A 24735-nucleotide genomic window follows, 5' to 3' on the forward strand; every position below is an offset into this window, starting at 1 on the left:
GTACATGGAATTAAAACGAGTCGTAGTAACCGGACTTGGCTCACTAACCCCGCTAGGCAATAACGTTTCGGACTACTGGAACGGATTGGTCAGCGGGGTTAGTGGTGCTGAGCTGATTACCCGTTTTGACACGTCGAAATTCAAGACCAAATTTGCCTGTCCGCTGAAAGGCTATGATCCGTTGCACTATTTTGACCGTAAAGAGGTCAGAAAGTATGATCCGTTTACCCAGTATGGACTGGTAACGGCCGACGAGGCGGTCAGGGATTCGGGTCTGGATCTGGAGAAAATTGACTCCAACCGTGTCGGGGTGATCTGGGGTTCAGGGATCGGGGGGCTGGAAACATTCCTGGAAGAGATCGTAGCTTATGGAAGAGGGGATGGTACGCCGCGTTTCAGTCCGTTCTTTATCCCCAAGATGATCGTCGACATCACTGCCGGACATATTTCCATTAAATATGGATTCAGGGGTCCCAATTTTACGACTGTTTCGGCCTGCGCTTCTTCGGCCAATGCCTTGGTGGATGCCATGAATTACATCCGGCTCGGCAAAGCCGATGTGTTTGTCACAGGCGGGAGTGAGGCGGCCATCAATGACGCAGGGGTCGGTGGATTCAATGCGATGCATGCCATATCCACACGAAATGATGATCCGAAGACTGCTTCCAGGCCTTTTGATAAGGACCGGGATGGATTTGTCATCGGGGAAGGAGGCGGAGCGCTGATTTTCGAAGAGCGGCAACATGCCCTGAAACGGGGGGCCCGGATCTATGCCGAAGTCATCGGTGGCGGACTTTCCGGGGATGCTTACCACATGACCTCTCCCCATCCGGAAGGACTGGGGGCATATCTTTGCATGAAAACTGCCCTGGAGGATGCCGGAATAAAACCTGAGGAGATCGACCATATCAATACCCATGGCACCTCCACACCCCTGAATGATGTCACTGAATCCAAGGGAATCAGCAAACTCTTTGGAGAGCACGCCTGCAAGATCAGTATCAATTCCACCAAATCCATGACCGGACACCTTCTGGGAGCTGCTGGTGCCGTTGAGGCGATTGCGGCCATCCTGGCCATCTATCATGATATTGTACCCCCTACCATCAACCATTTTACGGATGATCCTGATATTGACAACAAGCTGGATTTCACCTACCATACTGCGGTGAAAAGAGCGATCCACACTGCGCTGAGCAATACGTTCGGCTTTGGTGGACACAATGTTTCGATCGTTTTCAGGAAACATCAGGATTAAGTTTTTTAACTCTTGAAGAAGCTCAAACCTGTAAAAGTTTATCTTTCCGAGGAAAAAGACCTTTACGACGCCATTTATTCCATCTTTGGCTATTACCCGGGTAACATTTTTCTCTATAAACTTGCTTTTCGCCCAAGATCTGCGGCCGTCGAGCTTTTTAACGGCAAAAAGATCAGCAATGAACGGCTGGAATTCCTGGGTGATGCGGTCCTCAGTCTTGTAGTGGCCGATTATCTCTTTAAGAAATTCCCTTTCAAGGATGAAGGATTTCTGACCGAAATGCGATCGAAGATGGTCAGCCGGGCCCAGCTCAACTCCCTTTCCGTGAACCTGGGACTGGACCACCTGATTGAAACCAGCCATGCAGGATCAACACAGTCCAGGTCCATGATGGGTGACGTACTGGAAGCCTTCCTGGGAGCAATCTACCTGGATAAAGGATATGAATTTTCCTATAAAATCATTGTATCCCATATCATTAAATACCATATGGATATCAATGAGCTGGAAACCCAGGACCTGAACTTCAAAAGCAAACTCCTCGAATGGACACAGAAATCGAAGAAAGTACTGGAATTTCGTGTAATCGAAGAAGCAGGCTCCAAGCATCGTAAACATTATCTGGTTGAAGCAGTGATTGATCAGACCGTCTTAGGTAAGGGCGGAGGACCCTCGATCAAAGCAGCGGAGCAAAACGCCGCCGAGGAAGCCTGCAACCATATTTTCCAGGATGATCCGGTTTTTCAGGACGAGTAAGGGCCATGGCAAAAAAATACAATCTGGAACTGACGCGGCAGAAGCACTGGCCCGTATTCATTGGGATCGCCTGCCGGTCGAAAGATTATCAGCTTTGTTTTCACATCAACAAAAAGCTGGATCTGCACTTAAGGAAATTGCCGGATTTCGGGATCGTCTTTCCCGGTAAATTTGAATCCTGCTCATACTCACTGTATCGCCATCAGGACACCAACCGCCGTCTTGATTATTTGCTTTTATCCAATCATCACCCTGATTCCAAGCTGATCCCCGAATTCAAGCAAACCGATTATTTCCTGATGGTTAGCGGTGAGACCACCGCTGCGGAGACCGAGAGGCTCATTCATGCCCTCCGGTCAGTGCCGGGTGTTTTGCTGGCCTATTACCTTGACCTGAGCAAAACAAAACAGATGGATGTGATCCTTGCCGATCTGGAGCTCCACCTTCTGGAAACCGATAAAAAAGGCTGAGGGCATTCCCTCTTGCCGCCAGAGCCTTACTGTTCAACAGGCACCGGCACGGATGGCTGCACCGGAGTTTTAACCCTGACAGGTGCCGCCTGCTGATCAGGTTTCCGTATGGTCATTTCGGCAAGGATCCTGTCAGCTCCTGCATATTTATCAATGATGAACAACACATAGCGGATGTCGACGCTGATGGTTCTTTGCAGTTCGGGTTCAAAGGCAATATCACCGCTCATGGCTTCCCAGTTGCCGTCGAAAGCCAGCCCGATCAGCTCTCCGCTGCCATTGATGACCGGAGAGCCTGAATTTCCCCCTGTAATATCGTGGTTCGACGTAAAACAAGTGTACATTTCGCCGTTTTCGCCGTAAGGTCCGAAATCACTCCTGGCCCAAAGGTCTTTCAATTTTTCAGGAACCACAAATTCCCAGTTGGATGGATCTTCCTTTTCTATTACTCCGTCGAGACTGGTTCTGAAGTCGTAATGCACCGCATCGGCCGGGTAGTAATCCAGGATTTGTCCGTAGGTAAGGCGCATCGTAAAATTGGCATCCGGGTAAAAGGTCCTGTCTTTTTGCATTGCCAGCAGTCCTTCCATGTAAAGCCGGCGTGATTTTGCCAGCAGGGTGTTTTGATCCTCCACCTCCGACATTTTCGCCCGGTAGTAATCCATGAATTGCTGGATGAAAGAAAAAACCGGGTCTTTCTCCAGGATCCTGGCACTGGGTTTATCCAAAAAGTCCATAACCTTTTGCTGGTCGGCAAAGATGGATTTTTCAAATGTCCTGGCTGCGTAGCTGCAAAAATCACCCTTGTATTTGGCATGAATGGCTTCGATCACGGGCGGATGGAAGGATGCCGGAACGTCGTTATAAAAAAGACTCAGCATGGCCGACAGCAGTTTTTGGTCCGTAGGGGCGTTGTAATCCTTGAAATACCGTTTGCTTTGATTTTTCAGAGAGGCAATCAGCTGGTCAATTTTTTTCTGATCTGCTTCCTTTTTCAACAGCTCCCTGTAGAGATCTGAAAAATTCCGGGAGAAGCCTAAGATCTCACAGCCCCTGAGGATGCCTTCGCTGGAATAGAACCTGAAAAGGTCATACGGTTTGAGGACTCCGTAGGCTTTTTCCATATCCCCCAGGATAGTTCCATAACGCGCTTCCAGATCGGGAGAGGTGGCAATCCACATTTGGAAGGCGGCTTCCGCCGCTCTTTTGTCATCAGCCACCTTCAGCCGTTTCAATCCTTTGGTCTGTCCAATGTAGTATTTCCAGTAGTTGGAGGTGCCGGCATATTTACTGGCGTACTGGATCCGGATGGCCGGATCAGAGTCCATCGCTTCCCGCAGGATATCCAGTTTCTGCCGCCGGATCTTCACGATGGAAGGGTTGTTCTGGTCAATGGCGGTCTCAACTCCAAAGGATGGCAGATACCGGTCGGTACCTCCGGGGTATCCCAGGATCATGGCAAAATCGCCCTTTTGAACGCCACCGATGGAAATGGGTAAATAATGTTTGGGTTTCAGGGGGATATTGTCTTTGGAATAAGGTGCAGGTTTTCCATCGGGGCCCGCGTACACCCTGAACAGGGAGAAATCCCCTGTATGCCGCGGCCACATCCAGTTATCGGTATCGGCCCCGAATTTGCCGATGGAGGAAGGGGGCGCCCCGACAAACCGTATATCGGTAAAGGTCTCATAGACGAACAGGTAGAATTCATTCCCGAAATAGAAGCTTCTGACAGAGGCATTGTAGTGGGTTCCGGCAGCAGCCTCCGCTTCGATCTCCCTGGAGACTTTCCGGATAGCTTCTTCACGGCCGGCCTCGGTCATCTGCTCCTCCAGACTGCCCAGCACACGAGAGGTCACATCTTCGATCCTGATCAGGAACTGGGCGGTAAGGCCTTCATTGGGAAGCTCTTCTTCGAAGGAGCCTGCCCAGAAGCCATCGGTGAGATAATCATGCTCAACGGAACTGTGCGACTGGATGGCACCATATCCACAGTGATGGTTTGTCAGGATCAGACCCTGCTCCGAAATGATCTCACCGGTGCATCCCCGCCCGAAAATGATGATGGCATCCTTGAGGCTGGAATGGTTTACACTGTAGATTTCGTCAGCAGTCAGCCTGAGCCCCATTTCCTGCATATCAACATAATTAAGGCGATCGATCAGCAGGGGAAGCCACATACCCTCATCAGCACGAAGAGAGGGGCTGTGAAGAAATGAAAGTAGCAGAATGGTCAGGAAAATACGTTTCATACGCTGTTTGTTTTACTGGTTAGAAATACTTTTCACCTTTGTTCTCACGAACGTCGTTCACAAACTGACGGATCATCTGCTCATCGGATTTGCGGCAGATCAGCAGAATGCCCTCTGATTCGACGACGATATAATCTTCCAGTCCCTGGATCACGGCCAGTTTATCCGAAGGCATATGGATGACGCAATTTTTTGTATCGTAGGTCATCACCTGGTCGCCGATGACGGAATTACCCTGTTCATCCTTTGGCCGCTGTTCATACAGCGATCCCCAGGTTCCCAGGTCCGACCATCCGAAATCGGAGGCAAGGACGAAAACATTTTCCGCTTTTTCCATGATCCCGTAGTCGATGCTGATGCTTTTACAGATCGCATAGGCCTTCCGGATAAATTCCGTTTCACCGGGCGTACCATAGACAGCTGTCCCTTGCCTGAAGATGGAGTCCACTTCCTCCAGGTACAGGTGAAAAGCATCCAGGATGCTGTTCAGCGACCAGACAAAGATCCCCGAGTTCCAAAGAAACTCACCGCTCTGAAGGAAGAACCTCGCCATCTCGATCTCGGGTTTTTCCGTGAAGGTCTTGACCCGTTTCATCCTTAAGTCAGCAGGATACGGAATGGATTCAACAAACTGGATGTATCCGTAGCCGGTATCGGGCCGGTGGGGTTTGATACCCAGGGTGATCAGCCAGGGATTTTTTTCAGCGGCGGCAAGGGCCGATTGAATGATGTCAAGAAAACTATCTTCCTTTAAAATGATATGGTCTGAGGGTGCCACAACGATCGTAGCATGCGGATTGCGCTTTTTGATCCGGTAGTTGGCGTAGGCAACACAGGGCGCTGTGTTTCTCCGTGCAGGTTCACACAATACCTGGGATTCCTCTATACCCGGTATTTGTGATACGACCAGCTCCTTATACAGTTCACTGGTAACGATGAAGATGTTCTGCTTCAGGCAGATCTTCTCAAAACGTTCAAAGGTCTGTTGAAGCAAGGTTTTCCCGGTACCCAGGATATCGATGAACTGCTTCGGGTGGGAAAGTTTGCTGACCGGCCAGAATCTCGAACCGATCCCGCCAGCCATGATGACACAAAAGTAATTTTCGTTCATACCGGTGAAGGATTAAATGCAAATCCGATCATAGGGCACCCGGCAAAAATACGAAACAAACCATTAGGATAAGGAGTCAGAACTGGGGATATGCACAGCTTTTTACAGGATCATTGCTGCGTGTGCCGGGAAATGCGTCACATCCGCAGTCGTATTTTTCATACCTTCGTTTAAGTTTTTTGTATTTCTTGCTTTTGCTTGAGTAGTACTTTTCACTGGAAGCACAACCTGTAAAAAGGATAGTGGCACCCACAAAGGTCAGGATAACCATCATGGAAGGTCGTTTTCGGATCCTATCCCGGAATAGGTATTTTTGAATGGCAGGCATTGTTGAAAATTACACCCCAGCAATGGAGGTCTTTGAAATAATCGCTAAATTAGCGGAAATATTTTCCCGTGCTGAAAGTTTTTTCTCAATTGGGGGAGTACCTGCTTTTGATGCATCAGGTTTTTAAAAGGCCTGAAAAATTCCGGATCTTTCACCAGCAAACGGTCAAGGAGGTGGAGAGCATCGGACTTGAATCACTCTGGATCGTTTCGATCATTTCAGTATTCATGGGTGCTGTTGCCACGATCCAGATGGCCTTTAACATTGACACTCCGCTGATCCCGAAGTTCACCATTGGATTTGCCACGCGTCAGACCGTTGTCCTTGAATTTTCTCCCACGATGATCAGCCTGATCCTGGCGGGAAAGGTCGGCTCACGGATTGCCTCTGAGATCGGAACGATGAGGGTCACCGAACAGATCGATGCCCTGGAGATCATGGGGGTCAACCCGGCAAATCACCTCATCCTTCCCAAAATTGCAGCCTCCATTTTCATCAATCCCATCCTGATCATCATCAGCATGGTACTGGCTCTTCTCGGGGGCTGGCTCGTGGGGATCTCCACCAATCTGGTGACCACTACGGATTATATTCTCGGACTCCGGGCGTTTTACCAATCCTCTGATATTGCCTATGCTTTGATCAAAACGGGTGTTTTTGCATTTTTGATTACTTCCATTTCCGGATTTTACGGATACAGAACCCGGGGCGGAGCCGAAGATGTAGGGAAAGCCAGCACAAAAGCCGTAGTGCAAAGCAGCATTTTCATCATTCTGTTCAATCTCATCCTGACCCAGCTGTTGTTGAATGATTGAAGTTAATCATATATCCAAGTCCTTCAACGGGAATCAGGTACTTTTTGACATTACTACCCGGTTCACAAAAGGAAGGAATAACCTGATCATCGGCAGGAGCGGTTCGGGCAAGACCGTCCTGCTAAAGTGCATCATTGGGCTGTACACTATTGATGATGGGGACATTCTCTATGAGGACAAGAGCCTGATGGCCATGGATTTTGAAAGCAGGAAGAATCTGCGGAAGGAGTTTGGCACCCTGTTCCAGGGCGGTGCTTTGTTCAGCTCATTGAACGTTGAGGAGAACGTGATGTTCCCCCTGACCATGAATACGGATATGGGGAATAAGGAAAAACTCGACCGGGTCAATTTTTGCCTGCAGCGCGTCCGGCTCGAAAATGCCAATAAGCTGTATCCGTCGCAGCTCAGTGGCGGGATGACCAAGCGTGTCGCCATTGCACGGGCCATCGCCCTGAATCCAAGGTATCTTTTCTGTGATGAACCCAACTCCGGACTGGATCCCAGTACAGCCAATGTCATCGATAAGCTTATCAATGAGATCACCGAAGAATACCAGATCACAACCATTGTCAATACGCATGACATGAATTCAGTGATGGAGATCGGTGATCAGGTGGCCTTTATCCACGAGGGACACCTCTGGTGGGAAGGGAGCAGGGACGACATTCTCCAGTCAGACAACAAGGAGTTGAACGATTTTGTATTTGCCACCGAGCTTACCAGGAAATTAAAAAGATAACAGCATGAATGCGCTGGACTTCATCCTGATCGTTCCGCTGCTTTTCATGGCTTACCGTGGGTATTCAAAGGGCCTGATCATCAGCCTGGCTACCCTTGCTGCGCTCATACTGGGGATCTGGGCGGGTATCCGGTTCAGCGGGGCAGCCTCCGGCTATGTAGGTCAGATCATCCATGCGGATGAGAAGTACCTGCCCGCCATAACTTTTATGGTCATTTTCATTCTGATCCTGGTAGTCGTTCACCTTTTTGGCAAAATGCTTGAAAAACTTGCTGATCTGGTGGCCCTCGGCTGGATCAACAAGCTCCTGGGAGGTCTGTTTGGCGCTGCCAAGGCAGTTCTTTTACTGAGTGTCCTGCTTTATCTCATCACGACTTTTGACAGGAATGAGAAGCTGATCACCCCGGGGGTGAAAGAGAATTCCTTTCTTTATCAGCCGGTTGCTTCGATCGTTCCGCTGTTGCTACCGTTCTTTCATCTTGATAAGCTGAAATTAAACCATCTGCAGGAAAAGGACATCATTGCCGACAGCGGATTTATGCCCCTATAGCCGCCACGCCTGGCAGCATTTTCCCCTCCATAGCTTCCAGCATGGCACCGCCACCGGTGGATACGTAACTCACTTTACCGGCAAGGTGGTATTTGTTGATGGCCGCAACGGAATCCCCGCCGCCGATCAGGCTGAAAGCACCTTTTTGCGTGGCGGAAGCGACCGTTTCTGCAATGAATCTTGTCCCTGCTTCGAAATTTGACATTTCAAAAACTCCCATGGGGCCATTCCACAGAATGGTTGAGGAGTCCTGTATGATCTCAGCGAAGATCTTCCTGGTTTCGGGCCCGATATCCAAGCCCATCCATCCCTCCGGTATCCGGTCGGCCTGGACGATTTTCCGGGGGGCATCATTGTTGAATTCGCTTGCTGCAACCGCATCCACGGGAATCATCAGGTTCACGCCCAGCTCCTTCGCCCTGTAGAGGGCAGCTTTGGCCACATCCAGCAGTTCGTCCTCCACCAGCGAATTCCCGATCAGGCCCCCTTGGGCCTTGATGAACGTGAACATCATTCCACCCCCGATGATCAGGTTATCCACCTTATCCATCAAATGATGGATGATCTCGATCTTGCCCGAAACTTTTGCGCCTCCCAGAATGGCCGTAAAGGGATGCCTTGACGAGACCAGGACTTTGTTGATGTTCTCCACTTCATTCGCCATCAGGTATCCGAACATTTTCTTTTCAGGGAAGAAACTGGCAATGACGGCGGTGGAAGCATGTGCCCGGTGGGCTGAACCGAACGCATCGTTCACATAAACATCACCAAGCCTGGCCAGTTTACCGGCAAACGCTGTGTCTCCTTTGGTTTCTTCTTTATGAAACCGAAGGTTCTCCAGCAGCAGGACATCACCCGGCCGGAGGCTGGCGGCTTTTTCAGCAGCCTGCTCACCAACGCAGTCATCCGCAAACTGAACCCGGGTGTGAAGAACCTGTGAAAGATAGCCTGTCAGATGCTTCAGGGAAAATTTTTCCTCCGGACCTTCTTTTGGCCGGCCCAGGTGCGACATGACAATGATGGCTCCGCCGTCGTCAAGGATTTTCCGCAGTGTGGGAACAGCAGCATCGATGCGCATCGTATCCGTGATCTGGAACAGATCGTTGAGCGGTACATTGAAATCAACACGCACCAGCGCTTTCTTGTCTTTGAAATCAAAATTTTCGACCGTCTTCATAAAATCACGTATTGGATTGTTAAAAAAAGGGTACAAAGATAGATTTTTATCCTCTCGCTTGCCTGATTTCTTTAAATTTGCCCTGCATCCTATTCTACCATCATGAAGCGGTATCAGGGCAATCTTGTTTCCAAACTTCCTCAGACCGGTACATCCATCTTTGCCGTCATGACCCAAATGGCTAAGGAGTACAAGGCGATCAATCTTTCCCAGGGTTTTCCTGATTTTCCCATCCAGGGATCCTTGATCGACCTGGTGAGTAAATATATGAAACTCGGCTACAACCAGTATGCCCCGATGGAAGGTGTGCCCGAACTCAGGGAGATGATTGCCCATAAGGTAAAGAAGATCTACCGCACGGCGTATCATCCCGACAAGGAGATCACGATCACCGCAGGGGCTACCCAGGCTCTGTATACGGCCATTTCCGCCTTTGTGAAAGATGAGGATGAAGTGATTGTCTTTGAACCAGCTTACGATTCCTATGCTCCTTCGGTTAAGTTGAACGGCGGCATGATCAAATATTCGGAACTGGTCTACCCTGATTTTCACATCGACTGGGAAAAGCTTCCACAGCTGATCAGCTCCCGCACGAAGATGATCATTCTTAATTCTCCCCATAATCCTACAGGAGCCGTCATTAAGCCGGATGACCTGCTTAAACTTGAAAAACTCATCAAGAACAGGGATATCCTCATCCTCAGTGATGAGGTATACGAACATCTTATTTTTGATGGCATCCGGCACGAAAGCATCTGCCTGTACCCGGAACTTGCATCACGGACCCTGGTGGTGGGATCATTCGGAAAGATTTTTCAGACAACCGGGTGGAAGATCGGGTACGTTCTGGCTCCGGAAGAGCTGATGACCGAGTTCAGAAAAGTGCACCAGTTCATTGTTTTTACCTGCAACTCGCCTGTTCAGTATGCCTTTGCTGAATTTTTAAAGGATGAAAATAACTATAAGCATCTTTCGGAATTTTTTCAGGCCAAAAGGGATTATTTTGTGAACCTGGTCAGCGGTAGCCGCTTTGAAGTCATTCCATCCTACGGTACCTATTTTCAGCTTCTGGATTATGGAAAGATATCCGATGAAAAGGACAGGCTGTTTGCTGAAAGGCTGATTCATGAAAATGGCATTGCCTCCATTCCGGTTTCGTCATTCTATCACAATCAGACCGACCATAAAGTTCTCAGGTTTTGCTTTGCCAAGACAGACGAGACCCTTGAAAAAGCAGCAAAGATCCTATGCAAGATATAACCTTAACACTGATCCAGGCAGACCTGATCTGGGGCGACCGCCAGGCTAACCTGCAGAAGTTTACCGAGCGGCTTCAGCAGATCCCTGCACCAGCCGACATCATCGTGCTGCCGGAAATGTTCACCACGGGATTTGTGGTTGAACCGGAGTCCCTGGCTGAAACGACCGACGGTCCTTCCATGCAGTGGCTGAAAGAACAAGCGTCACTTCGTCAGGCGCTGATCACCGGGAGCATCATTATCCAAAAGGACGGACATTACCTCAATCGCATGATCTGGATGCGGCCCGATGGGACGTGGGATTACTATGATAAACGGCATCTGTTTACGTTCGGGGGCGAACACCATCGGTTCACACGAGGCGACCTGGCACCGGTTTTCACTTACAAAGGATGGAAGTTCAAGCCGCTGATCTGCTATGACCTGAGGTTCCCGGTGTGGTGCAAAAATAAACTGCGGGAAGCAACGTACGATTATGATGTGCTGATCGACATTGCCAGCTGGCCGGATGTGCGCCGGAATGCCTGGACCCTTTTTTTGGCATCGCGTGCAATGGAGAACATGGCCTATGCCGTGGGTGTCAACCGTGTCGGAAAGGACGCCAACGGAGTTACCTTTTCGGGCGACACCACCGTGGTTGACCCTCTTGGCAATCCACTGGTCACAACCGAACCCTGCCAGGAAGCCCTGGTGGCCGTGACGCTTTCATTCAGTAAACTAACGCATATCAGGGAACATTTTGGCTTCGGACGGGATTGGGATAGCTTTCAGATATCAGATATCAGATGAACCGATATTTGATTTACGATTTTTTAAACAGGGTTTCAGAGATGGGGCTGATGGAAAGATCAAGATAAAAAGAGAAACATAAACATTTTTATTTGTAGACAGGTTCGTTTTTGCTGCCGTTATTTCCTATGCCGATACAAATTTCAGCAGTTATTATTACCCATAACGAAGAACGGAACATTGCCCGTTGCCTGGAATCCCTGTGGGGGATCGCAGACGAGATCGTGGTGGTCGATTCCTTTTCGACCGATAAAACGCCGCAGATCTGCATGGAATACAGGGTAAGATTCTACCAGAGGGCCTTTGACGGGTATTCCAGCCAGAAGAACTACGGGAATTCCCTGGCATCCCATTCCTTTATCCTGTCACTTGACGCGGATGAAGCCCTGACAGAATGCCTTAAAAAAGAACTCCTGAAGGTGAAAGAGCAGGGTGATCAGGATGGATATCAGATGCGAAGGATGGCAAATTATTGCGGCAAGTGGATCCGTCACGGAGCCTGGTATCCGGATGCCAAGCTCCGTGTTTTCAATAAAGAAAAAGGGACCTGGTCGGACAACCTGGTCCACGAAGAGGTCATCATGGCAGCAGGGTCCCGGGTTGGCAGGCTCAAGGGCCATCTTTTACACTATTCCTACTATTCCATTGATGAGCACATCAGCCAGTCGAACCGTTATTCAACGCTGGCTGCAACAGAATTGCACCAGAACGGTGCATCCTTTTCGTTTCTAAAGATGCTGGTCAAACCCTGCTTCCGGTTTATCAGGGATTATGTTTTCCGGCTGGGATTTCTGGATGGAATGTCCGGATTTATAATCGCCCGGATAACAGCGCAGTCAGTTATGCTAAAATATGCTAAATTGCGGCTTCTTAAAAAGGGAGCGGTTCCCGTCACTCAAAATCCCTGATCACCCCATGCAGGAATGGCTTGTCATAGTAAATCCCAACGCCGGCAGGCGAAAAGCAGAAAAAGACTGGAAACAGATCTCCTACCTTCTCGTTAAAAATGACATTCCCTTTAAAAGTGTATTCACCGAGCACAGGGATCATGCGGTAAAACTTGCGAAAAAATTCATTGAAGCCGGTTTCAAAAAAATCATTGTCGTGGGAGGAGATGGAACGTTCAGTGAAACGGTCAACGGAGTTTTTCAGCAGAAACGTTATCTGCCCACGGAGATCAGCCTTGGAATGATACCTGTGGGGACAGGCAACGACTGGGCGCGTATGTTCCACATTCCTTTTCAATACAAACCTGCCATTAAGATCATCCGCAACGAGATGATGTTCATCCAGGATGTCGGCAAAGTGACCTATATGAATTCCGACCATCCTGTAGAACGGTATTTTGTCAATATGACCGGAATGGGATACGATGCCCTGGTGGCAGAGAAGACCAATAAACAAAAGGAACGTGGGAAAGGAGGGCCGCTGTCGTACATGTACAATATTTTCTCCAGTCTTTTTTCGTTCAAAAATATCCGGTACGAGATCACCATTGACGATAAAAAGATCAAGGGAGATGTATTCAGCATGAATATCGGGATCTGCAAATACAATGGCGGAGGGATGATGCAACTGCCCTTCGCCGATCCGGCCGACGGTTTGCTGGATGTCACGGTGATCAATAAAGTGGGTCGCTTTACGATCATCCGCAATGTAAAGAATCTGTACGATGGTTCTTTTGTCAAGATTCCCCAGGTGCAGACTTTCCAGGGAAAGACCGTTCACGTGGAGTCAGCCCGCAAGATGTATCTGGAAGCGGATGGGGAATCCCTGGGTCATTCTCCCTTTACATTTGAGATCCTTCCTGCGAGTCTCAAGGTCATTGTTGGCGGATTGCCCGGATAAAATCTTCCGGCAGCCGCGTCACTTTCTTCCGTTCGTAATCGAAAGCCACCTGTTTTGTCCTTCCGTTCAGCACCTCCACCTCATCCACCATCCTTTTAACGGAATAAGCCAGTTCGAAGGAGGAATTGCCCACCTTAGCAACGGCAATGTCGGCATAAAGGGTGTCGTGAAGGAACACTTCCCGGCGAAAGTACACGTGGGCTTCGGTCAGGATGATGCCTGCCTGGTCACCGATATGTCGTTCCGAAAAACCAATGGATTCCAGAAACCGGATCCTTGCATCCTGGAACAGAAGCAATGCTTTATCATTTCCGAGATGGCCGCCGTAATTGATATCACCGATGCGGATCTCGAAATGGGCGATGCGGTTTTTGCTGATCCACATCATTGACCGAAATAGACTTCTCCCAGCCAGACCGGGTTGATGCAGATCACCGGGATGGCGGCTTCGTTAAAGATCAGTTTTTCGCTCCAGCTGCTGTTATGGAAATCAGGCTGATCAATGCGGCTGTCGGTCATCATCACAATGGCGTCGGCTTTCTGTTCCCTGGCAAAGCTGATCAGCTGCTGCTCATACTGCGAGGTTTTTTCCGCCTCGTGCATCTCATAGGGCACTTTTTCATTTTCGAACCGCTCGGTGATCTGACCGGTGATGATGGCCAGCTGGTTCTTTTCAAGGATTTCCGCGGCGCTCTGCTTGAAAACAATGATCTTGCTCCCCATCAGCCGATGAAATCCAATCGTAGGGGTTACCTGCTGCCGGGATTCAATATGAATGGTTACAGGAAAAACGATTTTACCGAAGGATGAATAACCCGACTCCTGCTGAATGACAACCACCGGAACGGGAGACTGCGAAACCACTTTGAACGCATAGCTTCCGAAAAGGTACTGCAGTCCCTTTTTCCCATGGGTGCCCAGGACCATCAGGTTCACCTTCATCTCGGAAGCCACCTGGCTGATCACATCAAAGATCGTCCCTTCCCGTGCTGTATAGGTCACCTTGATGGGGTGGTTTTTTTCGACCTCTTTCTTTAGGACGGCCAGTTGTTCGATGATCGTTTCCACTCCCTTTTTTTCACGTTTGAGCCTGGTCCGGGTCTGGGTGGTGATTACGTGTAATAGCAGTACGTTGAAATTCATTTGTTGAGCCATTTCAGCTGCGTAGTCAACAGCATGCCGGCAGGTTTCAGAGAAATCCGTCGGTACCAGGATCAAATCTTGAGGTTTTGTTTTCATGTTAAAAGGAATTGTCTTTGATTCTGAACAAAAATACAGGGAAATTTGGAAAGGAATGTCATTCGATGAAATTCTTTTGCGGCATTTTACCATTGTCGCGCAGGGCTGCTTTCGCTTTCTCGCCGAATTGCCGTAACTGATCAACAATTTCAGGGAACCTGGGCGCCACATTGAACCGTTCCCCCGGGTCCTTCTCCAGCTGGTAAAGTTCATAATCCCCCAGCTCCGGAGCCCCGCCTGTCTGGATGGAAGGTACGGCCAGCTTCCAGTTTTTATACCTCACGCTCATCAGCATGCCATCCGGTTCAAATCCAAAAAACAGCAGGTGCACGGGTTCGGTTTGCTGCCCGGTAAGCGCCGGCAACAGGCTCTTCCCGTCGATGATCACCCCGGAAGGTAACGGTGTTCCTGCTGCGGCAGCAAATGTTGCGAACAGGTCAAATCCTGCGGCGATCATATCCGATGTTGTTTTGCCGGGGATGACACCAGGCCAGCGCAGGATGCAGGGCACACGCACCCCCCCTTCGTACCTTGACTGATCCTTGCCTCCCCTGAGCAGGTGGACACGGCTGGTATCCGTGCGGGCATATTTCCCGTAACACGTCTCCAATTCTTTATCCCGGTTGATTTGCGGGCCATTGTCTGAGGAAAAGACGATCAGCGTGTTTTGTTCGATCCCTATTTCCTTCAACGTTTTCAGGATGGCCCCGGTGGAAAGGTCCATAAAGCTGACGGCATCTCCGAAGTTTCCTGCAGGTCCATCCGCATCGAAACCCTGGGGAATGAACCAGGGCACTTGCGTTTCAACAGGTGCAAACAGGAGGTAGAAAGGTTTGCCCTTACCGGCCGCATCGCGGATGAACCGGCACGCTTCCTGCCTGAAAAGCGCCGGTAGTTCAGCCAGATCCGGGTTGCTGCAGTATTTTAAGATGAGCGTATCCCGGATGAGCGGAATGGGAGGGTAATCATTCAATCCTGTTCCCCCGGGCTGTTCCGGGCCGAGGTCCTTTGCATAGGGTATCCCCATAAAATATTCAAATCCTTGATTAGCAGGAAGATATTTAGCCAGGTGTCCAAGTTGCCAGCTGCCGATGATTCCGGTGGTGTATCCTTTTGATTTCAGTAAGGCCGCAATGGTAACTTCGGCAGAAGGATCCAGTCCGTTTTCTGATTCCGGAGTAAGAGCGGGAATGCCTTTCCCTTTGTTCATCCTCGGTGCGTACCTTCCGGTCAGGATCGCAGCCCGGCTGGCAGTGCCTGAACCATGAGGCGAGTAAAAACCCGTAAGGCGGACTCCTTCCGCAGCAAGCCTGTCGAGGTTGGGCGTCAGTATCGTGGTGGATCCATAGCATCCCATATCATCATAGCCGACGTCGCCGGCAAGGATATGGATGATGTTGGGCTGCCTGCCTGTCTCCGCAACCTGGGGCGCCACATCGTTAACAGCAAGGCATATCGTAAAGAGCAGGAACAGAAATAACCGCATCGGATTGAAAAGCCGGATCTTAGGAATTATGTTCATGGAATGAAGTTAATAAGAGGCAAAGATACACACTGGACAAATGATTTTGCTATCTTTAAAACCTCATTTCATTTTAGGGGATTTGCTTCATGAGGAGAGCGGTACTGGTCGTCATTCTTGTTTTTTTAAGCTGGTCGGTGCTCTGGTCGCAGACTGAGTGCGGGCAGATTGTGCTGGAAGAAGGAAGGAAACTGTATGAGACAGGCCGTGTTGAAGCGGTGATCAGCCTGATCGGACCCTGTCTGGAGAGTGGGTTTTCAGGCGATGAGCAGATCCAGGCATACCGGCTGCTGGCTCTGTCCTACATGGCCAGGGATGATATGGTCACTTCGCGTTCCATAATCGAAGAGATCCTCAGGCGGGATCCGTTCTATACACCGAACCTGTTGTTTGATCCTCCCCGGTACGTACAGATCGTGGAGTCGATGCGGAAGCCGGTCATAAGCCTGGTGACCGCATCCAAACAGGTGGAATCCCTGAAGGAATCCCCGGTTCCGGTCACGGTGATCACCGCGGAGATGATCGTTGCCAGCGGAGCCCGCAATCTGAAGGAATTGCTCGCTTTTTACGTACCGGGCATGACGGCCGTGGAGGACCAGAATGAACTGAATGTTGCCATGCGGGGCGTTTATGGCTCCTCACAGCAAAAGATCCTTGTCATGCTGGATGGCCACCGGCTTAATTCCCGGGCGTACTCCGAAGCAAATCCTGATTACAGCATCTCCCTGGAAAAGATCAAACAAATCGAGGTACTGCGGGGACCGGCCAGTTCTCTATACGGTAATGTGGCACTGACTTCCGTGATCAATATCATATCCAAAAGAGGACAGGATGTGGGCGGATGCTCCCTGGTAGCCGGATTGGGCAATTTTGGCCAAATTAAAGGCTCATTGCTCTACGGCAGGCAGTTTGACCGCCAGAACGACCTGGTGGTCTGGGGTAGTTATTACCGGTCGGAGGGCGAGGAAGTGCATATTCCCGCCGAAGAAGATCATTCTCCCCATCCGGTGGACGGATATGCCTATGTGGGTGCTTTCAAGGACAAACCTGCCTATGATGCCGGTTTCTCCTTTCATTCGAACTATCTGTCCATGCTTGGAAATGTGCGGTATGCCAAACTGGTGGAGCCGTTTTCGGGCAGCGGGCTCACAGGCGAAACATACGATTATGATGAATACCGGACCATCAACGGGGCAGGTCCGGGTTTGGGCTCAGGGTCAGCCCACAGCGAGGTGAAGTATGACCGCAGCCTGAAGGGAGACTGGGAGATCATGGGCAATGTCAACCTTGACCTGAACAACATCAATGTCATTGTCGTCACCGATCCATCACAGGGCAGGGCGGGCAGGGTGAGCTGGAATGAATACAGTTACGGGGGCACCCTCCAGGTGAGAAAGGATTATGAGCTGAAGTCGGTCGGAGAGGGCAATGTACTGGCCGGTTTCCAGCTGGACGGGATGGAACTGTACGATAGCTATTACCTGATGGGAGATAACGGGGAAGTGGACACCGTGGTCGATTCCGATGCAAAACCTGTGCTGGAAAGGGGCACCGAAACGATCTACTCGGGTTTTGTCCAGGTGAAGCAACGACTGGGTCAACAGGTCATCCTGAACATGGGCGGCCGTTATGATTACAAACAGCGGCATAAGGGAAATCCGGTGACCAATTTCAGTCCCCGGTTATCCGTCATTTATCTGCCCTCTGAAACGTTTGCCCTGAAGGCATCGTTTGCCCAGTCGTTCGTCGATGCCCCGTACTGGTACCGCTACAATTCCCTTCCGAGTTACAAGGGTTCGGAGAACCTGCTTCCGGAGCATCTTACCTCGCTGCAGCTGACAGCCGATCTGAGCGCTCTGGACAGCAAGATGGAGCTGGAGGGGAACGTGTTCTACAATCACCTGAAGGATTTTATTTACCGGGATCCCGAGGCCACCGGCGATGAACCCCGTTATCGTAACGCCGGCCGGCTGGAGTCGGTCGGTGCGGAAGGCAGTATGAAATATGCCCTTGACCCGATGCGCATTCATGCCAACGTCACCTGGCAATATGCCCTTGATGCGGAGGATTACGGAGTGACGGGTAACCGGATCCACAACGCACCAGGTTGGCAGGGAAACCTTCTCTTCGATTTCAATCCTGTGTACAGGCAATACAAGAACCTGTGGTTCAATATCACGCTGCGGTATATCGGATCGCAGCTTTCCCCTGTGATGAACACGTACCTGGATGGTGATCCATTCAGTGATCCCGATAACGAGGTGGATCCGGTCTTTCTGGTCAATGCTGGCTTCAGGGTGGAGAAAATAAAGGGTTTTTCGCTGGATGCGCGGGTCTGCAATCTTTTCGGCACTTCGTACACGCAGGGCGGCAGCACGGTGTTTCCGTATCCCCAGGAGGGGAGATGGTTCAGGGTGGAGGTGGGGTACCGGTTTTAATCGGCAATCGGCAATCGGTAATCGGCAAACGGCGAACGGCGAACCTTTTTTTAGCCTTTTCATCGTTGAAAATAAAAAACTTCATACATTTGCAGTCCTTTTTGAGCTGCAAGCTGCAAGCCGCAAGCTGCAGCAGGCTGCAAGAAAAAATCCAAAGCTTGAAGCTTGAAGCCTTAGACTTGTAGCTTGAAGTTTATAACACTAAGAAAATTCATTGCATATGGCCGTTATCTCAAGAATCAGAAAACATTCGACCCTGTTGATCATCATCGTGGGTGTTGCATTGGCATCTTTTGTTCTCGGTGATTTTCTGGGTCCAAGAAAGAGCAAAAGTCAACAGCAATTCGCGAACGTTGGCGTGGTGAACGGACAGGAAATTACCGGCAAAGAATTCAATAACAAGGTGGAGGAAAGCCTGGAAATTCAGCGTCAGAACAGTCAGTCGGACAACATTTCCAGTGATGAGGCCTTCAGTATTCGCCAGTCGATTTGGGATCAGATGGTCAGCGAGATCATCCTGGGCGATCAGTATAAGAAACTGGGCCTCGACGTATCGGTGGATGAACTGGATGACCAGATCCGCGGAGCAGAACCGCATAGCTACATCCTTCAGAATTTCAGGGATCCGAATACGGGTACGTATGATCCCAGTACGGTCACACAATTCCTCCAGAATTTCAATCAGCTGGATCCTTCCATCCAGCAACGGTATTTGATGCTCGAAAAGATGATCAAGGACGACCGGGCCCGCACCAAGTACGACAATCTGGTCAGCTACGGCTATTACATGCCGACTGTTCTTGCCCAGAAGGACTATGAGGAAAAGAATACCAGGGCGACCATTAGGATTACCGGGCTTAAATACACCACCATTCCTGATACCTCGATCACGCTGACCGAATCAGATTATCAGAAATACTACGATGAGCACAAGGGAGAGTTTAAACAGGAACCAATGGCCGATCTTGATTATGTGGTTTTTGACGTGGTTCCCTCGGCTCAGGACAGGCAGGCACAGGCTGATGAGATCAACAAGGCTTACAATGATTTTCAGACTACACAGAATATTCCTTCTTTCGTGAATACGTTTTCGGATTCCCGCTATGACAGTACCTGGTTCCGGGCCGGACAGCTTCCTGTCAGGATCGACTCGGTCATGTTCAATTCACCTGTGGGGACCTTTTATCCGCCCTATGTTGAAAATGACATCTATTACATGGCCAGGCTGATGGATATCCAGATGCGTCCTGATTCCATGCGTGCCAGTCATATCCTGGTGTCGTACCAGGGAGCGCAGGGTGCGGATGCAACGGTAACCCGGACCAGGGAGCAGGCCGAACGACGGGCAGATAGCCTGATGAACGTTGTTAAAAATGCCATGGAAAGGTTTTCCTTTTATGCACGGGAATTTTCAGATGACCCCTCTTCTGAACAAAATGGCGGCGATCTTGACTGGTTTCCCGACGGGGCCATGGTCCCTGCATTCAATAAGGCTGTGATGGATGGCAAAGTGGGTGATATCGTGAAAACCGAAACTCCCTTTGGATTCCATGTCATTCATGTCACCGGCAAAAAGGAACCCACCAAGAAGGTACGCGTCGCCATCGTATCGCGCGCCATTGAACCAAGCAAGGAAACCTACCAGCAGGTGTTTCTTGCAGCCAGTGATTTTGCCACCCGAAACAATACCCGCGAGAAATTTGACATCGCGGTGATCAACCAGGGATTGAACAAACGAACGTCTGATAACCTGGTCAAAATGTCTAACTCCATCCCTGGGGTGGAATTTCCCCGGCAGATTCTCTACTGGGCCTTCAATGAAAAGACGGCTGAAGGAAGTGTTTCCCCGGTATATGACATGGGGAAGAGCTCTGTGGTGGCTCTTCTGAAAAAGCGTTATGAAAAGGGGACAGCACCGCTGGAAGCAGTCAAAACCCGGATAGAACCTCTGGTCAGGCGTGAGAAAAAAGCTGAAATTCTGATGGGGAGGCTCCAGCAGATCACCAGTCAGACCAAAGACCTGCCCTCCATTGCCAGCCAGCTGAATTCAAAAGTGGATACCCTCCAGAATATCACCTTCGGATCGTCCAATCTTCCCGGCGGCTATGGGCCGGAAAAAGAGGTCATCGGGACCATTTTTTCCCTGAACCAGGGACAAACGGCAGGACCGGTCAAAGGGACCCAGGGAGTTTATGTCTTTACCGTGGATGCCTTTGATAAACCAGCCGTGCTTTCAGATTACACACAGCAGAAAAAGACCCTTCTCAACGCAGTCAGGGGAAGAGCCGGACGCGAAGCCTACAATGCCCTCCTGGAAAACGCGGATCTGGAAGACAACAGAATTATGTTCTATTAAAATCAAAGAACAAAGAGCAAATTTCAAAAATCAAAAGTACTTTTGAAATTTGATTTATGATCTTTGCTCTTAGATAAGTTCCAGCCGTTTTATATCCAGCTTAATGAAAATGAACAGCATGATCGTAAACGCCCAGAGCGACGATCCCCCGTAGCTGAGAAAGGGCAAGGGAATCCCGATCACAGGCGCCACGCCGATGGTCATGCCGATATTGATCGCGAAATGAGTGAACAGGATGGAGGCAACCCCATAACCATAAATTCGGCTAAAGGTTGTCCGCTGCCGTTCGGCTTTCAGGATGATGCGGACGATCAGCAAGACATAAAGTCCCACAACGATCGTACTGCCCAGAAATCCCCATTCTTCCCCGACCGTACAGAAAATAAAATCCGTACTCTGTGCCGGAACAAAATCGAATTTGGTCTGGGTACCCTGGAGGAAACCTTTTCCAAAAAACCCACCTGAACCGATGGCTATCTTTGACTGGTTTACATTATAGCCGATTCCCCGGGGATCATCCTCAATTCCCAGCAGGACTTTCACCCGGTTTTGTTGATGCTCTTCCAGTAAATTGTCAAAAGCCAGATCCACCGCGAACACATATCCGGTGGCCAGGACCAAAAGACCAAGGATGATCAGTATTTTTTTTAGGGACCTGCCGTGGCGCCGGATAAAAATGGCCATGATCGCGCTAACGGCAAGGATCCCGATCAGAAGCAGATGGTCGAGCACAAGGCTCAGTACGGAAAGTACAATGATGAACAGGCCTGTCAGCATGATCTTGTTGGATATTCCCTCCCTGAACAAGACAATGACAAATCCTGCGAACATCAATGCCGTGCCCGTATCGTTCTCCAGGAGGATCAACACCACGGGGATACCAATGATCAGGATCGTATTCAGCTGTGTCCGGAAGCTTTTGAGATTGATATCCATCGTTCCCATATACCGGGCCAGTGCCAGAGCGGTGGTCACTTTTGCAAATTCAGAAGGCTGAATGGAGAATGAACCCAACTGGAACCAGGCTTTTGCTCCGGAGATTTCTTTCCCCAGGAAAAGCACGGCGACAAGGAGGACCAGCATCAAAAGGTATAGGATGAAGGAAAACGCGTTGTAGAATTTTGCGTCCACTGCCAGGATGAACAGTGCCAGAACAACGGAAGTCACGATCCAGACAAGCTGTCGTCCGTAATTTTGGCTGATGTCGAAGATACTCCGGTGCTCCTCGTTGTAAACCGCTGCATAGATATTGATCCATCCAATGAGCACAAGGGCAACGTAAAGGCCGACCATTACCCAGTCGATATTGTAAAATATGTTTTGCTCTCTTCTCACCTGGAATCGATCAAATTACTGGTGACCATATTTTCTTCAACATTCAGACGCTTTACCTCGCCATTGATGTATTTCTCGATCATCAACGTTGCAATCGGGGCGGCCCACGTGGCTCCGAAGCCACTGTTTTCGACCACCACGGCCACAGCGATCTTTGGATTATCCTTTGGTGCGAACGATACAAAGATCGAGTGGTCTTTTCCGTGAGGATTTTCTGCTGTTCCGGTTTTCCCGCAAATGGCAATATCAGGCACCCTGTACCAGCGGCCTGTTCCTTCCGGACCGTCCATTACCCTGCTCATGCCCTCCACCACTACCTGGCAGTGGACAGGACTGATGGTGGTCATCATTTTTTCCCTGTAGTCAGCATCAGGGATGGAATCGTTGATGGATCGCAACAGATGAGGTTTATAATAATAACCCCTGTTGGCAATGATGGCTGCAAAATTGGCCAGTTGAAGGGGAGTGGCCAGGATCTCACCCTGACCGATGGAAAGGGAACGGATGGTTAATGCTTTCCAGCCATTCTTACCGAAGTATTTATCATAATACCCGGGTTGCGGAATAAAGCCTTTGCTTTCGTTGAAAAGGTCAGAATTGAAGCGGGCTCCGAATCCAAAGCTCAGAACATGCCTGCGCCACATGGTATAGGAATCATGAATATCGCTGCGGCTAACCATGATCGAACGGAATGTCTGCCAGAAATAGGGATTGCACGATATTTCGATCGCGCGGTACATGTTCAGGGGATTGGAGTGGTAGTGACTGCACTTGATGGGTACGGTGGCTGTTCCCTGGCAGCCATACGTGGTGGAGGGTGTGCTGATCCCCTCCTGGAGCGCAATCAGGGCATTGATCGATTTAAAGGTGGATCCCGGAGGATACGTGGCTGAAAGTGCCCGGTTGAACAGGGGCTGCAATGAATCGGCAGAAAGGATCTGGTAGTTGGTGCTTCGCACTCTGCCAACCAGCAGGTTGGGATCATACGCAGGGGCGGATACCAGTGCCAGGATCTCACCGGTGGAGGGTTCAATGGCTACGATGCTTCCTTTTTTGTTGGTCATCAGGCGTTCACCATATGCCTGAAGTTTGGCATCAATCGAAATATAGATGTCCTGTCCTTTAACGGCCGTGGAATCAAATTTACCTTCCTGAAAAGATCCTTTTTCCCGCCCGAATACATCAACCAGTACCCGCTTGACCCCCTTTTTCCCGCGCAAGACCCCTTCATAGGTTTTTTCAAGGCCGCTGATCCCGATGTAGTCACCTGATTTGTAGTAGGGGTCCTCCTCAATGGTCATTGGACTTGCTTCACCGATATACCCCAAAGTATGCGCTGCGATGCGGGTGGGGTAATAACGTAGCGTACGCGACTGCACATAGAAACCAGGAAACTTATGTAGTTTCTCCTTGAAAAAGCTGAAGGATTCCTTGGAAATCTGCTTTTCGAAAATGGAGGCTTTACGCATCGAGTATTTTTTGGCTTTCATCAGCCGCTCTTTGATTTCCTCCTTATCAAGACCGATCAGCTGGCTGAATTCCAACGTGTCGAAGGCAGTTACCTGGGAGGGGATCACCATCAGATCAAATGCTGCTTCATTGTAGACCATCAGCTCTCCGTGACGGTCATAGATCAGCCCCCTGGCAGGATATTGCGTGATCACCCTGACGACATTGTTCTGGGCCGACAGGATATAACTTTTATCAATGATCTGGAGGTAAAAGAGCCTGAAGATGAAGATTACCCCGATAAGCAGGATAAATCCGATGATAATGAGTTTTCGCTGTTCATCCTGGGCTTTCATGGCAGGTCATCTTCCCGGAAAAGCGGGGTTCGTTTACCTGCAAAAATACAGGATTAAGGGATAAGATCCTGTGCCTGCAGAAATAAAAAAGAGACTGCCTCAGACCCTGAAGCAGTCTCTTTTCTCACCGGGCAGTACCCTTAGGAAATCTTTATCTCTCTGGCCGGTTTTTCTTTCGCTTCCTCTTTCTTAGGGATCGTAATGGTCAGGATGCCCTCGTTGTAACTGGCCGTGATCTGGTCGGCAGCCACTGTAAGCGGTAAGGTAAAGGACCGGGAGAAAGAACTGTAGCTGAATTCTCTCCGCATGAAGCGGGTCTCCTTTTCCTCCTTGTTCTCTTCCTTTTCGGAGGAGATGGTGAGCACGTTGTTTTCCACCTGGATCTTATAATCCTTTTTGGTGAGACCGGGGGCTGCAATTTCCAGCTTAAAGTCATCTTTGCCTTCCAGAATGTTCACGGCAGGCATGCTGATCCCTGTTTTGTCATCAAAGAAATCAGCCAGAAAATCCTTGCCGAAAAATTCATCCACAAAACCCGGTACGAATGATTTACGTCTGATTGCTGGTAACATAATTTGGTCCTCCTATAATTTGATGGTTGTTTGTTGTTGTTATTTGCTCGGCGCTTTCAGCGCCTCGCGTCATTCGTGGTTATATGCTCGGCACTTCGTGCCTCGCGTCATTCGTG

Annotated in this window: 23 protein-coding genes; 13 read left to right on the plus strand and 10 right to left on the minus strand. The window is 49.7% G+C overall.

Annotated features, from left to right (window positions below):
- The first annotated feature begins 4 nt into the window (after window positions 1-4).
- From fabF to PKI34_00540, 3 genes are read left to right on the plus strand one after another with little or no spacing between them, the layout of a single operon-like run.
- Window positions 5-1258: a beta-ketoacyl-ACP synthase II gene (gene fabF, locus PKI34_00530; GenBank protein ID HNS16289.1), complete on the plus strand. Its 1254-nt coding sequence runs from the start codon at window positions 5-7 to the stop codon at window positions 1256-1258.
- Window positions 1259-1270: 12 nt separating this feature from the next.
- Complete coding sequence (gene rnc, locus PKI34_00535; protein HNS16290.1) at window positions 1271-2014, plus strand: ribonuclease III; 744 nt, start codon at window positions 1271-1273, stop codon at window positions 2012-2014.
- A gap of 5 nt (window positions 2015-2019) precedes the next feature.
- The gene (locus tag PKI34_00540; GenBank protein ID HNS16291.1) at window positions 2020-2484 is read left to right on the plus strand and encodes an IPExxxVDY family protein; all 465 of its coding nucleotides are present in this window, start codon (window positions 2020-2022) and stop codon (window positions 2482-2484) included.
- Window positions 2485-2510: 26 nt separating this feature from the next.
- Here PKI34_00540 and PKI34_00545 read toward each other — a convergent pair whose 3' ends face one another.
- From PKI34_00545 to PKI34_00555, 3 genes are all read right to left on the minus strand, one after another.
- Window positions 2511-4736, minus strand: a complete 2226-nt coding sequence (locus PKI34_00545; protein HNS16292.1) for a S46 family peptidase — start codon at window positions 4734-4736, stop codon at window positions 2511-2513.
- A 19-nt stretch (window positions 4737-4755) separates the two neighbouring features.
- Window positions 4756-5847, minus strand: coding sequence for a mannose-1-phosphate guanylyltransferase (locus PKI34_00550; GenBank protein HNS16293.1), 1092 nt, complete (start codon window positions 5845-5847; stop codon window positions 4756-4758).
- A gap of 76 nt (window positions 5848-5923) precedes the next feature.
- Window positions 5924-6121, minus strand: a complete 198-nt coding sequence (locus PKI34_00555) for a hypothetical protein (GenBank protein ID HNS16294.1) — start codon at window positions 6119-6121, stop codon at window positions 5924-5926.
- 43 nt (window positions 6122-6164) lie between these two features.
- Here PKI34_00555 and PKI34_00560 point away from each other — a divergent pair, with 43 nt between their 5' ends.
- The 4 genes from PKI34_00560 to PKI34_00575 are packed head-to-tail and all read left to right on the plus strand — an operon-like array spanning window position 6165 to window position 8279.
- Window positions 6165-6302 (plus strand): hypothetical protein, encoded by a 138-nt coding sequence (locus PKI34_00560; GenBank protein HNS16295.1) that lies wholly within the window; start codon window positions 6165-6167, stop codon window positions 6300-6302.
- On the plus strand, window positions 6286-6990 hold the full coding sequence (locus PKI34_00565; protein HNS16296.1) for an ABC transporter permease: 705 nt from the start codon (window positions 6286-6288) through the stop codon (window positions 6988-6990). Before PKI34_00560 ends, PKI34_00565 begins: the two co-directional genes overlap by 17 nt.
- Window positions 6983-7729 carry an ATP-binding cassette domain-containing protein gene (locus tag PKI34_00570; GenBank protein HNS16297.1) on the plus strand — a complete coding sequence of 249 codons (747 nt, stop codon included), beginning with the start codon at window positions 6983-6985 and terminating at the stop codon, window positions 7727-7729. Before PKI34_00565 ends, PKI34_00570 begins: the two co-directional genes overlap by 8 nt.
- Before the next feature lie 4 nt (window positions 7730-7733).
- On the plus strand, window positions 7734-8279 hold the full coding sequence (locus PKI34_00575) for a CvpA family protein (protein HNS16298.1): 546 nt from the start codon (window positions 7734-7736) through the stop codon (window positions 8277-8279).
- Here the strand turns inward: PKI34_00575 and PKI34_00580 are convergent.
- Window positions 8266-9456: a phosphoglycerate kinase gene (locus tag PKI34_00580; protein ID HNS16299.1), complete on the minus strand. Its 1191-nt coding sequence runs from the start codon at window positions 9454-9456 to the stop codon at window positions 8266-8268. The genes PKI34_00575 and PKI34_00580 overlap by 14 nt on opposite strands.
- A gap of 102 nt (window positions 9457-9558) precedes the next feature.
- Between PKI34_00580 and PKI34_00585 the strand changes: the two genes are divergently transcribed.
- The 4 genes from PKI34_00585 to PKI34_00600 all read left to right on the plus strand — a co-directional run bounded on the left by PKI34_00585 (window position 9559) and on the right by PKI34_00600 (window position 13352).
- On the plus strand, window positions 9559-10716 hold the full coding sequence (locus PKI34_00585; protein ID HNS16300.1) for a methionine aminotransferase: 1158 nt from the start codon (window positions 9559-9561) through the stop codon (window positions 10714-10716).
- Complete coding sequence (locus PKI34_00590; protein HNS16301.1) at window positions 10704-11504, plus strand: nitrilase-related carbon-nitrogen hydrolase; 801 nt, start codon at window positions 10704-10706, stop codon at window positions 11502-11504. Before PKI34_00585 ends, PKI34_00590 begins: the two co-directional genes overlap by 13 nt.
- A gap of 128 nt (window positions 11505-11632) precedes the next feature.
- Window positions 11633-12412 (plus strand): glycosyltransferase family 2 protein, encoded by a 780-nt coding sequence (locus PKI34_00595; protein ID HNS16302.1) that lies wholly within the window; start codon window positions 11633-11635, stop codon window positions 12410-12412.
- A 7-nt stretch (window positions 12413-12419) separates the two neighbouring features.
- The gene (locus PKI34_00600) at window positions 12420-13352 is read left to right on the plus strand and encodes a diacylglycerol kinase family lipid kinase (protein ID HNS16303.1); all 933 of its coding nucleotides are present in this window, start codon (window positions 12420-12422) and stop codon (window positions 13350-13352) included.
- On the opposite strand, the gene PKI34_00605 is transcribed toward PKI34_00600, so the two are convergent.
- The 3 genes from PKI34_00605 to PKI34_00615 are packed head-to-tail and all read right to left on the minus strand — an operon-like array spanning window position 13327 to window position 16113.
- Window positions 13327-13740, minus strand: a complete 414-nt coding sequence (locus PKI34_00605) for a thioesterase family protein (GenBank protein HNS16304.1) — start codon at window positions 13738-13740, stop codon at window positions 13327-13329. The two genes, PKI34_00600 and PKI34_00605, sit on opposite strands and share 26 nt — an antisense overlap.
- Window positions 13737-14591: a universal stress protein gene (locus PKI34_00610; protein HNS16305.1), complete on the minus strand. Its 855-nt coding sequence runs from the start codon at window positions 14589-14591 to the stop codon at window positions 13737-13739. Before PKI34_00610 ends, PKI34_00605 begins: the two co-directional genes overlap by 4 nt.
- A gap of 58 nt (window positions 14592-14649) precedes the next feature.
- Window positions 14650-16113 carry a sulfatase-like hydrolase/transferase gene (locus tag PKI34_00615; GenBank protein ID HNS16306.1) on the minus strand — a complete coding sequence of 488 codons (1464 nt, stop codon included), beginning with the start codon at window positions 16111-16113 and terminating at the stop codon, window positions 14650-14652.
- Window positions 16114-16202: 89 nt separating this feature from the next.
- On the opposite strand from PKI34_00615, the gene PKI34_00620 reads away from it, so the two are divergent.
- The gene (locus PKI34_00620) at window positions 16203-18551 is read left to right on the plus strand and encodes a TonB-dependent receptor (protein HNS16307.1); all 2349 of its coding nucleotides are present in this window, start codon (window positions 16203-16205) and stop codon (window positions 18549-18551) included.
- Between the two features lie 220 nt (window positions 18552-18771).
- Complete coding sequence (locus PKI34_00625) at window positions 18772-20907, plus strand: SurA N-terminal domain-containing protein (protein ID HNS16308.1); 2136 nt, start codon at window positions 18772-18774, stop codon at window positions 20905-20907.
- A 69-nt stretch (window positions 20908-20976) separates the two neighbouring features.
- Here PKI34_00625 and rodA read toward each other — a convergent pair whose 3' ends face one another.
- From rodA to PKI34_00640, 3 genes are all read right to left on the minus strand, one after another.
- A complete protein-coding gene (gene rodA, locus PKI34_00630; protein HNS16309.1) occupies window positions 20977-22242 on the minus strand; it encodes a rod shape-determining protein RodA in 1266 nt (421 codons plus the stop codon).
- Complete coding sequence (mrdA, locus tag PKI34_00635) at window positions 22239-24047, minus strand: penicillin-binding protein 2 (protein ID HNS16310.1); 1809 nt, start codon at window positions 24045-24047, stop codon at window positions 22239-22241. The genes rodA and mrdA overlap by 4 nt, the downstream gene beginning before the upstream one ends.
- A 140-nt stretch (window positions 24048-24187) precedes the next feature.
- The gene (locus PKI34_00640; protein ID HNS16311.1) at window positions 24188-24619 is read right to left on the minus strand and encodes an Hsp20/alpha crystallin family protein; all 432 of its coding nucleotides are present in this window, start codon (window positions 24617-24619) and stop codon (window positions 24188-24190) included.
- Window positions 24620-24735 lie beyond the last annotated feature (116 nt).

The organism is Bacteroidales bacterium (genome assembly GCA_035342335.1).
GTDB lineage: Bacteria > Bacteroidota > Bacteroidia > Bacteroidales > JAGONC01 > JAGONC01.